Source organism: Dactylosporangium fulvum (genome assembly GCF_025137375.1).
Lineage (GTDB): Bacteria > Actinomycetota > Actinomycetes > Mycobacteriales > Micromonosporaceae > Dactylosporangium > Dactylosporangium fulvum.
In genome coordinates this window covers 8,871,855-8,885,204 of the sequence record NZ_CP073720.1, presented here as the reverse complement: position 1 = coordinate 8,885,204, position 13,350 = coordinate 8,871,855, and the positions used below count along the sequence as shown (strand labels likewise).

At 69.5% G+C, this 13,350-nt stretch carries 11 protein-coding genes and 2 tRNA genes; 10 read left to right on the top strand and 3 right to left on the bottom strand.

The features are described 5' to 3' along the window. Positions 1-177 precede the first annotated feature (177 nt). The 8 genes from Dfulv_RS40750 to Dfulv_RS40715 all read left to right on the top strand — a co-directional run bounded on the left by Dfulv_RS40750 (position 178) and on the right by Dfulv_RS40715 (position 10,712). Positions 178-1,368 carry an ROK family transcriptional regulator gene (locus Dfulv_RS40750; protein ID WP_259859152.1) on the top strand — a complete coding sequence of 397 codons (1,191 nt, stop codon included), beginning with the start codon at positions 178-180 and terminating at the stop codon, positions 1,366-1,368. Beyond that, positions 1,365-2,933, top strand: a complete 1,569-nt coding sequence (locus Dfulv_RS40745) for a sugar ABC transporter ATP-binding protein (RefSeq protein WP_259859151.1) — start codon at positions 1,365-1,367, stop codon at positions 2,931-2,933. Before Dfulv_RS40750 ends, Dfulv_RS40745 begins: the two co-directional genes overlap by 4 nt. Further along, positions 2,930-3,973, top strand: coding sequence for an ABC transporter permease (locus tag Dfulv_RS40740; RefSeq protein WP_259859150.1), 1,044 nt, complete (start codon positions 2,930-2,932; stop codon positions 3,971-3,973). The genes Dfulv_RS40745 and Dfulv_RS40740 overlap by 4 nt, the downstream gene beginning before the upstream one ends. 107 nt (positions 3,974-4,080) lie before the next feature. After that, a complete protein-coding gene (locus Dfulv_RS40735; protein WP_259859149.1) occupies positions 4,081-5,136 on the top strand; it encodes a substrate-binding domain-containing protein in 1,056 nt (351 codons plus the stop codon). A 79-nt stretch (positions 5,137-5,215) separates the two neighbouring features. After that, positions 5,216-6,376 carry a Gfo/Idh/MocA family protein gene (locus Dfulv_RS40730; protein WP_259869171.1) on the top strand — a complete coding sequence of 387 codons (1,161 nt, stop codon included), beginning with the start codon at positions 5,216-5,218 and terminating at the stop codon, positions 6,374-6,376. After that, the gene (xylA, locus tag Dfulv_RS40725) at positions 6,373-7,551 is read left to right on the top strand and encodes a xylose isomerase (RefSeq protein ID WP_259859148.1); all 1,179 of its coding nucleotides are present in this window, start codon (positions 6,373-6,375) and stop codon (positions 7,549-7,551) included. The genes Dfulv_RS40730 and xylA overlap by 4 nt, the downstream gene beginning before the upstream one ends. Before the next feature lie 191 nt (positions 7,552-7,742). Continuing rightward, positions 7,743-9,284: a ThuA domain-containing protein gene (locus Dfulv_RS40720; RefSeq protein WP_259859147.1), complete on the top strand. Its 1,542-nt coding sequence runs from the start codon at positions 7,743-7,745 to the stop codon at positions 9,282-9,284. A 423-nt stretch (positions 9,285-9,707) separates the two neighbouring features. Beyond that, positions 9,708-10,712, top strand: coding sequence for a sugar phosphate isomerase/epimerase family protein (locus tag Dfulv_RS40715; protein ID WP_259859146.1), 1,005 nt, complete (start codon positions 9,708-9,710; stop codon positions 10,710-10,712). A 62-nt stretch (positions 10,713-10,774) separates the two neighbouring features. On the opposite strand, the gene Dfulv_RS40710 is transcribed toward Dfulv_RS40715, so the two are convergent. Next, a complete protein-coding gene (locus Dfulv_RS40710) occupies positions 10,775-11,134 on the bottom strand; it encodes a hypothetical protein (RefSeq protein ID WP_259859145.1) in 360 nt (119 codons plus the stop codon). Between the two features lie 240 nt (positions 11,135-11,374). Here Dfulv_RS40710 and Dfulv_RS40705 point away from each other — a divergent pair. Beyond that, positions 11,375-11,447: transfer RNA gene (locus Dfulv_RS40705), tRNA-Asn, on the top strand. Positions 11,448-11,549: 102 nt separating this feature from the next. After that, positions 11,550-11,623, top strand: a tRNA-Ile gene (locus Dfulv_RS40700). A 509-nt stretch (positions 11,624-12,132) separates the two neighbouring features. On the opposite strand, the gene Dfulv_RS40695 is transcribed toward Dfulv_RS40700, so the two are convergent. Continuing rightward, positions 12,133-12,477 carry a type II toxin-antitoxin system PemK/MazF family toxin gene (locus Dfulv_RS40695; RefSeq protein ID WP_259859144.1) on the bottom strand — a complete coding sequence of 115 codons (345 nt, stop codon included), beginning with the start codon at positions 12,475-12,477 and terminating at the stop codon, positions 12,133-12,135. Next, positions 12,474-12,731, bottom strand: a complete 258-nt coding sequence (locus Dfulv_RS40690; RefSeq protein WP_259859143.1) for a hypothetical protein — start codon at positions 12,729-12,731, stop codon at positions 12,474-12,476. Before Dfulv_RS40690 ends, Dfulv_RS40695 begins: the two co-directional genes overlap by 4 nt. Positions 12,732-13,350 lie beyond the last annotated feature (619 nt).

Genomic DNA, 13,350 nt, shown 5'->3' with positions numbered 1-13,350 from the left:
AAGTTTGGTAACAGACGAAAGAAGCTCTAGACGCGGCGGTGCGAACGGCCTAGAGTCTCGACGCAACACGGGTGTAACGCACGGCACATGACCCGGCAACCAGCACCTTTGTCGAAGTGTGGTGGTGTTGCCGCATGTCGCGGACGCCTGCCTGCGACCAGATGAGGAGGTGCCTTTATGAACACGGTCAGCGCAGTTGACGGTCCTGTTCAGTCGCGCCTGCTCCGCTTGTTGCGGGACACCGGTGCGTTGTCACGCGCGGAGCTGGCCGACCGTCTCGAGGTGCCCCGGCCCCGGTTGCTCGCCGATCTGGACGCGCTCGTCGCGACCGGGTTGATCCGCGAGGCCGGGCCGGCAGCGAGCCGGGGCGGCCGCCGCTCGACACTGGTGGAGCTCAACCCGAACCTCCGCTTCGCCGCGGTGGACCTCGGCGCGAGCTCGATCGACGTCGAGATCACCGACGGCCGGCTGGAGCCGATCGCCGCCTACGGCGAGCCGGCCGACATCCGGTCCGGCCCCAAGGCGATCCTCCAGCGGGTCAACGAGATCATCCACAAGTTCCACGCGGAGGGCGCCTTCGAGCGCCTGCACGCCATCGGCATCGGCGTGCCCGGCCCCGTCAGTTTCCGCGACGGGGTTCCGGTGTCGCCGCCGATCATGCCCGGCTGGGACCGGTTCCCGGTGCGGGAGGCGCTCGGGCGCGAGCACAACTGCCCGGTCGTCGTGGACAACGACGTCAACATCATGAGCATCGGCGAGCGCTACGGCGGCGTCGCGCACTCGGTCGACAACCTGCTGTTCCTCAAGGTCGGCACGGGCATCGGCTGCGGCATCTACCTCAACGGCGAGGTCTACCGGGGCACGGACGGGTGTGCCGGCGACATCGGCCACATCCAGGTCGACAGCCACGGGCCGGTGTGCTCGTGCGGCAACGTCGGCTGCCTGGAGGCCCTGTTCGGCGGCGGTGCGCTCGCCCGCGACGCGACCGCGGCGGCCCGCAGCGGCGCGTCGCCGGCGCTCGCGGACCGGCTCAACGCCAACAGCATCGTGACCGCCAAGGACGTCGCCGACGGCGCGGCCGAGGGCGACGTCACGTGCATCCGCCTCATCCGTGACGGTGGGCGCCGGGTCGGTGGAGTCCTGGCCGGGCTGGTCAGCTTCATCAACCCGTCGATGATCGTGATCGGCGGTGGTCTCGCCGGTCTCGGCCACATTCTGCTCGCCGAGATCCGCAGCGTGGTGTACCGGCGCTCGCTGCCCCTCGCGACCGGCAACCTGCCGGTCGTCCTGTCCGAGCTCGGCCCCCGCGCCGGCGTCGTGGGCGCCGCCGTGCTGGCCAGCGAACTCGCATATGGACGGCCATCATGACAGACACTCCGGAAGACATTGTCCTCCGGCTCACCGACGTGGTGAAGACCTTCCCCGGCGTCCGGGCGCTCGACGGCGTCCAGCTGGAGGTGCGGGCAGGCGAGGTCCACTGCCTGCTCGGCCAGAACGGTGCCGGGAAGTCGACGCTCATCAAGGTGCTTTCCGGCGCGCACACCCCCGACTCGGGAGAGATCCTGTGGCAGGGGCAGCCCGCCGACTTCAGCAGTCCCCAGGCGGCCATGAAGGCCGGCATCGCCACCATCTACCAGGAGCTCGACCTCGTCGACGGGCTGAGCGTGGCCGAGAACATGTACCTCGGCCACGAGCCCAACAACGGCGGCTTCGTCGCCCGGCGCACGATGCGCCGGGGCGCGGCCGAGATCCTGCAGCGCCTCGGCCACCCCGAGATCCCGGCCGGCCGCGAGGTCGGCAAGCTCCCCGCCGCCGCCAAGCAGATCGTCAGCATGGGCCGGGCGCTGTCGCGGGAGGCGCGGCTGCTCATCATGGACGAGCCGAGCGCCGTGCTCGCCCACGACGAGGTGCAGAACCTCTTCCGTATGGTGCGCGGCCTCACCGCGCAGGGCATCGCGGTCATCTACATCTCGCACCGGCTCGAGGAGATCCGCGAGATCGGCGACCGGGTGACGGTGCTCAAGGACGGCCGCACCACCGCGGCCAACCTCGACGCGAAGACCACCCCCAACCGCGAACTGGTGAGCCGGATGACCGGCCGCACCATCGAATACGTCTTCCCCGAGCGGCCGGCCGCCGCGCCCGCGCAGGACGGCGCGCCGCTGCTGCGGGTCGAAGGGCTGTCGCTGGCCGGCCGGTTCAGCGACGTGTCGCTGAACGTGCACAGCGGCGAGATCGTGGGCATCACCGGGCTGGTCGGCTCCGGCCGGTCCGAGGTGCTCGAGACGATCTACGGCGCGCGGACCGCCACGACCGGCCGCGTGGAACTCGACGGCAAGCCCCTGCGCCGCGGCAGCGTGAACGCCGCGGTCCGGGCCGGCATCGGCATGGCCCCGGAGGAGCGCAAGAGTCAGGCACTCCTGCTCGCCGAGCCGATCTACCGCAACGTCACGCTGGCCGGCTTCGCACGGTTCGCGAAGGTCGGCTTCACCGACGCCGGCCGGGAGCGGGTGGAGGCCGAGAAGATCACCCAGGGCCTCGACCTGCGTCCCAGCGACGTCCGGCGGCCGGTGCGCACCCTGTCGGGCGGCAACCAGCAGAAGGTCGTCGTCGGCCGGTGGCTGCTCGGCGGCACGCGGCTGCTGCTGCTCGACGAGCCGACCCGCGGTGTCGACGTCGGCGCCCGCGCCGAGCTGTACCAGGTGATCCGCAGGCTCGCCGACGAAGGCGTCGGTGTGCTGCTCGTATCGAGCGAGGTGCCCGAGGTGCTGGGCCTGTCCGACCGTGTGCTCGTCATGCGGGAGGGCAGGGTCGTGCGCGAGGCGCCCGCCGCTGAACTCGACGAAGACACCGTGCTCGACCTGGTGATGGCCGGCTCGCTGCTCGACGGGGCCGACCTGGCGGGCACCGCCCCTGAAGGGACCGCAGCATGAGCACCGCTACCGAACCGGTGGAGCTCCACACAGAACAGCCCCGGGCCACCGGCCAGAGCTGGTGGCAGCGCGACGGCGCCGACGCCGTCAAGCGCAACCTCGCCCTGATCGGCGTGCTGCTGCTGTTGCTCATCATCGGTGCGATCACCCGGTCGGACATCTTCCTCGACCCGAGCCGCCTGTGGTCCAACGAGCTGACCGTCCTCACCCAGGCGTCCAGCATCGGCGTGATCGTGGTCGGCATGACGTTCGTGATGATCAGCGGCGGCATCGACCTCTCGGTCGGCGCGCTGCTGGCCCTGGCGAGCGTCTGGTGCACCACGGTCGCGACGCAGAGCTACGGCCCCGGCGCGATGGTCTTCACCGCCCTGGCCGTCGGCGCCGGCGCCGGCCTCGTCAACGGCGTTCTCATCTCCTACGGCAAGCTGGTGCCGTTCATCGCGACCCTCGCGATGATGCTCTCGGCCCGCGGCCTCGCCCAGAACATCTCCGGCTCCCGCACCCAGATCACCAGCGACCCGTTCATCAAGAGCCTCGCCGGTGACAAGTTGCTCGGCGTGCCGTACATGGTCATCATCTTCCTGCTGGTGGTCGTGATCGGCTGGGTCCTGCTCAACCGCACGACGTTCGGCCGCCGCACCATCGCCATCGGTGGCAACACCGAGGCGGCCCGCCTGGCCGGCATCAACGTGCGGCTCCAGACCGTGCTGCTGTACGTGCTGTCCGGCATCTGCTGCGGCATCGCCGCCCTGATGGTCGTGTCGCAGACCACCTCCGGCAGCAACACCCACGGCGACCTCTACGAGCTGAGCGCCATCGCCGCCGCGATCATCGGTGGCACGGCGCTGACCGGCGGCCGCGGCACCATCGTCGGCTCCCTGCTCGGCGTGCTGATCTTCACCCAGATCACGAACCTGTTCATCGTCAACAACCTGCAGTTGGACATCCAGCGCATCATCAACGGCGGCATCATCGTCGCCGCCGTCCTCATTCAGCAGTTCCGGGTCACGTCGTTCTGGCGGAAACCCAGCGCCTCATAGGCACGTCAACACCGCAACAACAGCCAGGCCGCCGTCACGCCGAGACGGCAGCTCGGATGAACACGCCCTGAAACACACCCCATCCCACAGACGACCAGGAGGTCGTGATGAGCGCAACCTCGGGTGACATGTCCCGTCGCCGGCTCCTCCTCGGCGGGGCGGCGCTCGGCGCCGGTGCCCTGCTCGCAGGCTGCACCTCGAACGAGACGAAGGACAGCGACTCCGGCACCAACACCAAAGAGAACACCGCCGCCAGCGAGGCCCCGGGCAAGCCGGTCACGATCGGCTTCTCCGCACCGGCCGCCGACCACGGCTGGATCGGCGCCATCACGGCCAACGCGCAGGCGCAGGCCAAGAAGTTCTCCGACGTGACCCTGAAGGTGGTCGACGCCGGTAAGGACGCCCCGGCGCAGATCGCCGCCCTGGAGTCGCTGATCCAGAGCAAGCCGGACGCGATCGTGCTGCTGCCGCAGGACGGCGCGCAGCTCACCGCGGTCGGCAAGAAGGCCACGGACGCCGGCATCATCGTGATCAACCTCGACCGCGAGTTCTCCGACTCCGCCGCGTCGTTCAGCCTGATCAAGGGCGACAACTACGGCATGGGCGTCGCTGCCGGGCACTACATCGGCAACAAGCTCAAGGGCAAGGCCGACGCGGTCATCGGCGAGATCCCCGGCATCGACGAGCTCCAGCTGACCAAGGACCGGTCGAAGGGCTTCGCCGACACGCTGAAGACGTACGGCTTGAGCGTCAAGCACCGCGTGCCGGCCGGCTTCACCGTGCAGACCGGCCAGTCGGCGGCGGCGAACCTGCTGCAGGCGGCGCCGAAGCTCGACGCGGTCTGGAACCACGACGACGACCAGGGTGTCGGCGTGCTCGCCGCGATCCAGCAGTCCGGCCGCAAGGAGTTCTTCATGGTCGGTGGCGCCGGCTCGCGCGACGCCATGGACCACATCAAGGCCGGTGGCACCGTGCTGGAGGCGACCGTCACCTACCCGCCGTCGATGGCCTCGTCGGCGATCATCCTGGCCCGCCTCGCGGCCCAGGGGAAGGGCATGGGTGACCTCGTCGAACTGCAGGTGCCGAAGCTGATCGTGCTGCAGTCGGAGACCATCACCAAGGACAACGTCGACAAGTACCTGCCGCTCGGCTTCAAGTCCTGACAGGGGTTCTCCACACCCAACCATCAGAAAGGAACCGCCAGTGTCCACTCAGGGCAGCAGCGGGGAGCTGCGCGTCGGGATGGTCGGATACGCCTTCATGGGCGCCGCACACTCCCAGGCGTGGCGCACCGTGAACCGGGTCTTCGACCTCCCCACGCGGGCGACCATGGTCGCCGTCTGCGGTCGCGATGCGGCGAAGGTGGCGGAAGCCGCGGGCAGGCTCGGGTGGGCCGAAGCGGTGACCGACTGGCGCGAGCTCGTCGCCCGGGATGACATCGACGTCATCGACGTCTGCACCCCGGGCGACAGCCACGCCGAGATCGCCATCGCCGCGCTGGAAGCGGGCAAGCACGTCCTGTGCGAGAAGCCCCTGGCCAACAACGTCGACGAGGCGCGTGCCATGGTCGCGGCCGCGACGAAGGCCCGGGCCCTCGGCGTCCGGTCCGCCTGCGGGTTCAACTACCGCCGGGTGCCGGCCGTCACACTCATGCGCAACCTCATCGCCGAAGGCCGTCTCGGCGCGATCCGTCACGTCCGGGCCGTGTACCTGCAGGACTGGATCACCGATCCCAACTTCCCGCTCGTCTGGCGGCTCCAGAAGGACAAGGCCGGCTCGGGCGCGCTCGGCGACATCGGCGCGCACATCATCGACCTGACCCAGTTCGTCACCGGGCAGACCATCACCGGCGTCGCCGGGCTGACCGAGACGTTCATCAAGGAGCGGCCGCTGCCGGAGGCGTCGAGCGGGCTGTCGGCGTCGGCGGGTGCGACGACCGGTGAGGTCACCGTCGACGACGCCGCGGTTTTTGTCGCCCGGCTCTCCGGCGGCGGCCTGGCCACCTACGAGGCGACCCGGTTCGCGACCGGCCGCAAGAACGGCCTCAAGGTCGAGATCAACGGCGAGCGCGGCTCGCTGGTGTTCGACCTGGAGCGCCTCAACGAGCTGGAGTTCTACGACGCCACGCTGCCGACGGCGGAGCAGGGCTTCAACCGGATTCTGGTGACGGAAGGGGAGCACCCCTACGTCAGCGCCTGGTGGCCGCCGGGGCACATCATCGGCTACGAGCACTCGTTCACGCACGAGATGCGCGACTTCATCGAGGCCATCACCACCGGCACCGATCCGACGCCGTCGTTCGAGGACGCACTGCAAGTACAACTCGTGCTCGACGCCGTCGAACGCTCGGGCTCTGCCGACGCCTCCTGGATCAGCGTTCCCGCGCCACTGGTGGAGTCATGACCGATCCGTACGCCCCCACGCCCGCCGACCGGTTCTCGTTCGGGCTCTGGACCGTGGGCTGGCAGGCCCAGGATGTCTTCGGCTCGGCCTCGCGCCCGGCACTCGACCCCGTCGAGTCCGTGCACCGGCTGGCGGAGCTGGGGGCGTACGGGGTCAGCTTCCACGACGACGACCTGATCCCGTTCGGCAGTGACGAGACGGTGCGGGACAAGGTGGTCAAGCGCTTCCGTGAGGCGCTCGACGGCACTGGGCTGGTGGTCTCCATGGCCACCACCAACCTCTTCGGCCACCCGATCTTCAAGGATGGCGCGTTCACCGCCAACGACCGTGCCGTCCGGCGGTTCGCCCTGCAGAAGGTGCTGCGCAACATCGATCTGGCCGCGGAGCTCGGCGCGCCCACGTACGTCCTGTGGGGCGGGCGCGAGGGCACCGAGTCGGGCGCGGGCAAGCAGATGCGGGCGGCGCTGGACCGCTACCGCGAGGCGATCAACGCCCTGTGCGCGTACATCCGGGAGCGCGGGTACGACATCAAGCTGGCGATCGAGCCGAAGCCGAACGAGCCACGGGGCGACATCCTGCTGCCGACGATCGGCCACGCGCTCGCGCTGATCTCGACGCTGGATGAGCCGTCGCGGGTGGGGCTCAATCCGGAGGTCGGGCACGAGGAGATGGCCGGGCTGAACTTCGCGCACGGCATCGCCCAGGCGCTGTGGCACGGCAAGCTCTTCCACGTCGACCTCAACGGCCAGAACGGACCGCGGTTCGACCAGGACCTGCGCTTCGGCGCCGGCAACCTGCGAGGCGCGTTCTGGACGGTCGACGTGCTGGAGAACAGCTCGGGCTACCCGACCGCCTACGCCGGCCCGCGCCACTTCGACTACAAGCCGCCCCGCACCGAGGACGCCGAGGGCGTCTGGGTGACCGCGGCGGCCTGCATGCGCAACTACCTGATCCTCAAGGAGAAGGTCCGCACCTTCCGCGACGACCCGGAGGTGTCGGCCGCCCTGGCGGCCGCCCGGGTCGACGAGCTCACGGTGCCAACGCTGCTGCCGGGGGAGTCGCTGGCGGAGCTGCGGGCCGAAGAGATCGACGTCGAGACGGTCGCCGCCCGGGGGATGGCGTTCGAACGGCTCGATCAGCTGGCCATGGAGCACCTGCTGGGGATCCGCGGCTGAACGACTTCCCGGGCCGATAGCGAGGGCCCACCCGCGGTTGCGCCCCGCGGGTGGGGGTATCGGTTCAGGGGGACCGGAGACCGGTGCGACGCCCACCAGGCGTCGCACCGGATCCGGAGCAACGTGACAACTGCATCGCACACCATGACAGCGCGGCGGCGCGCGCCCCGACCCATCGTGAAGGACCTGTCATGAGAATTCGCTCGTGGCTTGCCGCCGCTACGGTGAGCCTGATCGCAGCGACTACGCTCGCCGCGGCGCCCGCCAGCGCCGCCGACGCCCCGTACCGAGTGCTCGTCTTCTCCAAAACCGCAGGCTTCCGCCACTCCTCGATCCCCAACGGCATCGCCGCGATCCAGTCCCTCGGGGCCGCCAACAACTTCACCGTCACCGCCACCGAGGACGCGAACGCGTTCACCGCCGCCAACCTGGCCCAGTTCCAGACCGTGGTGTTCATGTCCACGACCGGTGACGTGCTCAACGCCGCCCAGCAGACCGCCTTCGAGGCGTACATCCGGGGCGGCGGCGGGTACGTCGGCGTCCACGCGGCCGCGGACACGGAGTACGACTGGCCCTTCTACGGCACGCTCGTCGGGGCCTGGTTCTCCTCCCACCCGGCGATCCAGCAGGCCACCGTCACCGTCGAGGACCGCACCCACCCGGCGACCGCGCACCTCGGCACGACCTGGGTCCGCACCGACGAGTGGTACAATTACCGGACCAACCCGCGCGGCACGGCACGGGTGCTCGCGTCGCTGAACGAGTCGTCGTACTCCGGCGGCACGATGAACGGCGACCACCCGATCACCTGGTGCAAGACCATCGACAGCGGACGGTCGTTCTACACCGGCCTCGGCCACACCGAGGCGTCCTACACCGAGGCGGCCTTCACCAGCCAGCTGCTCGGCGCGATCCGGTACACCGCGAAGCGCGTCGACGCGGACTGCGCGCCGCCCGCCCCGCCGACGTCGTCGGTCTACCAGGGCGAGTCCTGGTCGGCCGCCAGCGGGGTCCAGGTCGCCGACCACGCGCCCGCCGTCGGTGGCAAGACGGCCGGTTTCATCGACCCCAACGACTGGATCTCGTATACCGGCGTGAACCTGTCGACCGCCAAGGGCGCGCTCGTCCGCGTCTCGTCGGCCGGCGCCGGCGGCACGATCGAGTTCCGCGCCGGTTCGCAGACCGGCACGCTGCTCGGCAGCGTCGCGGTGTCCAACACCGGCGGCTGGGAGACGTTCCGGGACGTGTTCACCCCGCTCGCGAGCAACAGCGCCACCACGCTGTACCTCGTGTTCAAGGGGACCGGCACCTCCCTGTTCGACCTCGACCAGTTCACCCTGACCCGTAACGCCACCACCCGCCAGGGTGAGGCCTGGTCCTCGATGAGCGGCATCCAGGTCGCCGGACACGGACCCGCCGTCGGCGGGCAGACCGCCGGCTACATCGACAACAACGACTGGGCCGGCTACACCGGGCTCAACCTGTCCACAGTGGCCGGTGTGCGCGTCCGGTGGTCGTCGGCCGGCGCCGGCGGCACGATCGAGTTCCGCGCCGGCTCGCAGACGGGCGCCCTTCTCGGCACCGTCGCCGTGGGCAACACGGGCGGCTGGGACACCTTCCGCGAGGCGTCGGTCCCGCTCGCCACGAACACAGCCACCAGTCTCTACCTCGTGTTCCGCGGCGGCAGCGGCTCCCTCTTCGACGTCGACGAGTTCACCGTGCACAACTCCTGAAGCCCCGGCCGCCCTCGCGGCGGCCGGACAGACGGATGGCGGGGTCGCGACGCCGACCGACCCCGCCTCCGGGCCCCGTCCGCTCGGACATACCACGCACCTGAGCGGATTTCGGGTGGTGACGCCGACTCCACCCGACATCCTCGAACGGTGTGGTCCGGGCGGACGGGGGAACCCTCTTTTTCGGCTCTGGTACTGGCTGTGGGCTTCCCCGGCAGCTTAGGATTGGGCTGCACCGGACAGGTTTCTCAGGTCTCGGCCTTGCGCTTCGGCTCACGGTCGGCCGGTGCGGGCGGGAGGCGCAACCCGCCCGCCTCGGTTCTCGCCTCGGACCTCCCCGTCCGTCGTGTGTTGGTTCCGCAGGTCACCCTCGCGCCTGGACACCCCTACGTGCTCACCACGCAGCGCACCGGAGGACACAGCATGGCGCGTCCAATCACGCTCTTCACCGGCCAGTGGGCCGACCTCCCGTTCGAGGAGGTCTGCCGGCTGGCTTCCGAATGGGGCTACGACGGTCTCGAGATCGCCTGCTGGGGCGATCACTTCGAGGTCGACAAGGCGCTCTCCGACGAGTCCTACGTGGACCGCAAACTGGAGACGCTCGCGAAGTACAACCTCAAGGTCTGGACGATCTCCAACCACCTCGTCGGCCAGGCGGTCTGCGACCACCCCATCGACCAGCGCCACCAGGGCATCCTGCCGGCGCGGATCTGGGGCGACGGCGAGGCCGAGGGCGTCCGCCAGCGGGCCGCTGAGGAGATCAAGAACACCGCGCGGGCCGCCCGCAAGCTCGGTGTCGACGTCGTGGTCGGCTTCACCGGCTCGTCCGTGTGGCACACGCTGGCGATGTTCCCGCCCGTGCCGCCGGAGATGATCGAGGCCGGCTACCAGGACTTCGCCGACCGGTGGAACCCGATCCTCGACGTCTTCGACGAGGTCGGGGTCAAGTTCGCCCACGAGGTGCACCCGAGCGAGATCGCCTACGACTACTACACGACGAAGCGCACCCTCGAGGCGATCGGGCACCGTCCTGCCTTCGGCCTCAACTGGGACCCGTCGCACTTCGTGTGGCAGGAGCTCGACCCGGTGAACTTCATCTTCGACTTCGCCGACCGGATCTACCACGTCGACTGCAAGGACGCGAAGGTCCGCACCGGCGACGGCCGGCGCGGCCGGCTCGCCTCGCACCTGCCGTGGGCCGACATGCGCCGCGGCTGGGACTTCGTCTCCACCGGCCACGGCGACGTGCCGTGGGAGGACAGCTTCCGGGCGCTCAACGCGATCGGCTACAACGGCCCGATCTCGATCGAGTGGGAGGACGCCGGCATGGACCGCCTGGTCGGCGCCCCCGAGGCCCTGCAGTTCGTGCGCCGGTTGGCGTTCGACGCCCCGGCGGCGGCCTTCGACGCGGCGTTCTCGTCGTCCTGATCTTGGTTGCGCAAGAGGGCCGGCCCCCGCTGGGGCCGGCCCTCTTTGTCGCTGTGCTGGTCTTACAGGCCAGGCGTGGCCGCCGACTTCGTCGAGTTCGAGCCCACGCCCGCGCTCGGTGCGCCGGTCGTGGCCAGCGTGTCCCGCTCGATCGCCGGCGTGTCCGACGTGTGCAGCAGCCGCTGGCCGAAGTCGGTCTCGGCGAAGCGGCTGTTGGCCAGCCTGTCGGTCATCTTGCTCTTGCCCTCGCTGTAGAGCCGCGTCGCCTGCTCCTGGACGACCCCGGCCGCTTCCTGGACCGTCGGGCTCTCCTTGATCTTCAGGGCAGTGGCCTTGAGCTCTTCGTACTTCTCCCTGCCCGCCCGGGCGCCGAGCACAAAGCCCGCGGCCAGGCCGCCGAGGAACAGTAGCTTGCCGCGCATGCGACGACCTCCTTCTGGACGGCGCATGAATCGACCAGGTTGCCTGAGCGCCGTCCTGTGTTGAGTTACCCGTCCATCGTCGTTCCGACACATCGATCTTGCGGCCCCTTTGCCGAGATCTGGCACACGATGAGGTGGAGTCCGGCGCCGGAGGGGATACCCGGTGGCGGAGGACCCCGGTTCGTGCTGTACTCTTTCCCGGTCGCCCTCGGACGGACAACGTCAGGGGAAGATGTGCGATCCCGCGTAGCTCAATTGGCAGAGCAGCCGGCTGTTAACCGGCAGGTTATAGGTTCGAGTCCTATCGCGGGAGCTCCAAACGGCCCCTTACCGGGGCCATTTTCATATTCGGGGTAACCTGGCACCGTTTCGGGTCAGCATTCGGGTTGCACGGGTCGGTAAGCTTGCGACGCTCGGGGCGGTAGCTCAGCAGGTTAGAGCTGGGGACTCATAATCCCTTGGTCGCGGGTTCGAGTCCCGCCCGCCCCACAGGCTTGGGTTCACCCTGCTCGCGCGCCCTTTGGGCTGCGCTCGCCGGAGCCTGTGGATTTTTCGCGCAGGCTTCGCCTGCTCCCCAGTGGGGGCTCCGCCACCCACACCCCCGTGTCGGTGGTTGCGGTGGTCGGGGGCCTTGCGGTGGTCGGTGGTTGCGGTGGTCGGGGGCCTTGCGGTGGTCGGTGGTTGCGGTGGTCGGGGGCCTTGCGGTTGCTGCCTGCGGCCTTGCGGTTGTCGGGGCCTTGCGGTTGCCGCCTGCGGCCTTGCGGTGGTCGGGGGCCTTGCGGTTGCTGCCTGCGGCCTTGCGGGTCGCATGGTGCGTCGTCCGCTCCACAGCTGTGCCGCTCAGGGGAATGCGCCGTGCCGTCCGGGGCGTAGACGGCTTCCCATAACTCGCTTTGGCCGCCCGGCTCTATCCGATAGTGCGGCTGCCCGCGCCGGCGCAAGACGGCCGGTAATCCTGGTTCGCGTACCGATGGAGCCATACTTGGCAGGTGACGTGGCTAAGCATCGATCATTTGCCGTAGCACCGTCTTCACTGCTGATGCCTCGTCGTCGGTGAGCACCCACGCCGGCCGCTGCCCCTGCAGGCGCGACCGAGCGATCGTCCGCACCTGTTCGGTGATGACGAACCCGGTCGGACGGTTGGCGGGGTGTATCGCAGTGCGGTGCAGCCAGCCGGAACGCTCCCGCGTCGTCACCGGGAGCACGGTGACGAGGGTTTCCCCGGTCAGCCGGAGGTGGAACGCGCTGGAGACCACGAGCACCGGACGGCGCCCGGCCTGCTCGCGACCCTCGGTCGGGTCGAGATCGGCCCACCAGACTTGCCACGGCCGGATGACCGTCACGCGGCCTCGTCCCATGGGTCGGCTGCCGGTGCGGTGGCTCGGTCGTCCCGGTCGGCCTCGGCGACGTACTCGGCCCAGCCCTCGGGGTCGTTCACCCGGTATGCGTCCACAGCGGCGATGGCCTTCATCTGCCAGTGCTCGGCCAGCAGCCGACGAATTGCCTCGTCTGCTGATGCGCCACCGAGATCTTCGGTGGCGACGCGGGTCAGGGCGTCGCGGGTGGACTCGTCCACCCGAATCATCACGCTACCCATACTCTGATGGTATCCAGTCGAAGACGGAAACGTCTACGTCGCCGTATACATTCCGGTATCGCCGCTCGGGATCCCTGGGTGGAGTCTGCTTGCAGGCTTCGCCTGCGGGGCTGTGGATTCCTCGCGCTCGCTTCGCTCGCCCCCAGTGGGGGCTTCGCCCACCCACGCCCCCGAAGAGCGCGGCGTTGTTCACGAGCGACGACCATGCTTGACGGGAGGTGTGTGGGCACGGTCGGGGGCGGCGGTCGTGGACGTCCGTGAAGCGTGCCGTCTTCAACGGGGTCAGTGTGCACTGGATGTCGTGTGCACTGGGCGCCAGGCGATGCCAGCTGTCGGTGTCCGGCGGTGTGCTCCGGCCGGGACGCGTGCTGCCTCCTGGCGAGCCGGCCGCTACACGCGCCTGCGCCAAGTCGCAGGTCTCTGCCCGCGCCTCCTCAACCACGATCTCGCGTAGTCGCAGATGGCCGGCCATATCTTTTGTCGGTCGGTAACTTTTGGGACGTTCGCCCGTTTGGGCGGACGGTAGCCGTCGATGAAGCGGACCGAAACCCAGGACCGTTGGCCGTTGTCCCCCTTTCCGTGCCCGGGCTGGATCGTTTGGCTCGTAGTTGGTTCCGGC

Bases quoted from the DNA above. Each gene is read 5' to 3' on its own strand.
- Dfulv_RS40740 (WP_259859150.1), top strand. From the start codon at position 2,930: ATGAGCACCGCTACCGAACCGGTGGAGCTCCACACAGAACAGCCCCGG.
- Dfulv_RS40750 (WP_259859152.1), top strand. From the start codon at position 178: ATGAACACGGTCAGCGCAGTTGACGGTCCTGTTCAGTCGCGCCTGCTC.
- Dfulv_RS40730 (WP_259869171.1), top strand. From the start codon at position 5,216: ATGGTCGGATACGCCTTCATGGGCGCCGCACACTCCCAGGCGTGGCGC.
- Dfulv_RS40735 (WP_259859149.1), top strand. From the start codon at position 4,081: ATGAGCGCAACCTCGGGTGACATGTCCCGTCGCCGGCTCCTCCTCGGC.
- xylA (WP_259859148.1), top strand. From the start codon at position 6,373: ATGACCGATCCGTACGCCCCCACGCCCGCCGACCGGTTCTCGTTCGGG.
- Dfulv_RS40745 (WP_259859151.1), top strand. From the start codon at position 1,365: ATGACAGACACTCCGGAAGACATTGTCCTCCGGCTCACCGACGTGGTG.
- Dfulv_RS40715 (WP_259859146.1), top strand. From the start codon at position 9,708: ATGGCGCGTCCAATCACGCTCTTCACCGGCCAGTGGGCCGACCTCCCG.
- Dfulv_RS40720 (WP_259859147.1), top strand. From the start codon at position 7,743: ATGAGAATTCGCTCGTGGCTTGCCGCCGCTACGGTGAGCCTGATCGCA.
- Dfulv_RS40710 (WP_259859145.1), bottom strand. From the start codon at position 11,134: ATGCGCGGCAAGCTACTGTTCCTCGGCGGCCTGGCCGCGGGCTTTGTG.
- Dfulv_RS40690 (WP_259859143.1), bottom strand. From the start codon at position 12,731: ATGGGTAGCGTGATGATTCGGGTGGACGAGTCCACCCGCGACGCCCTG.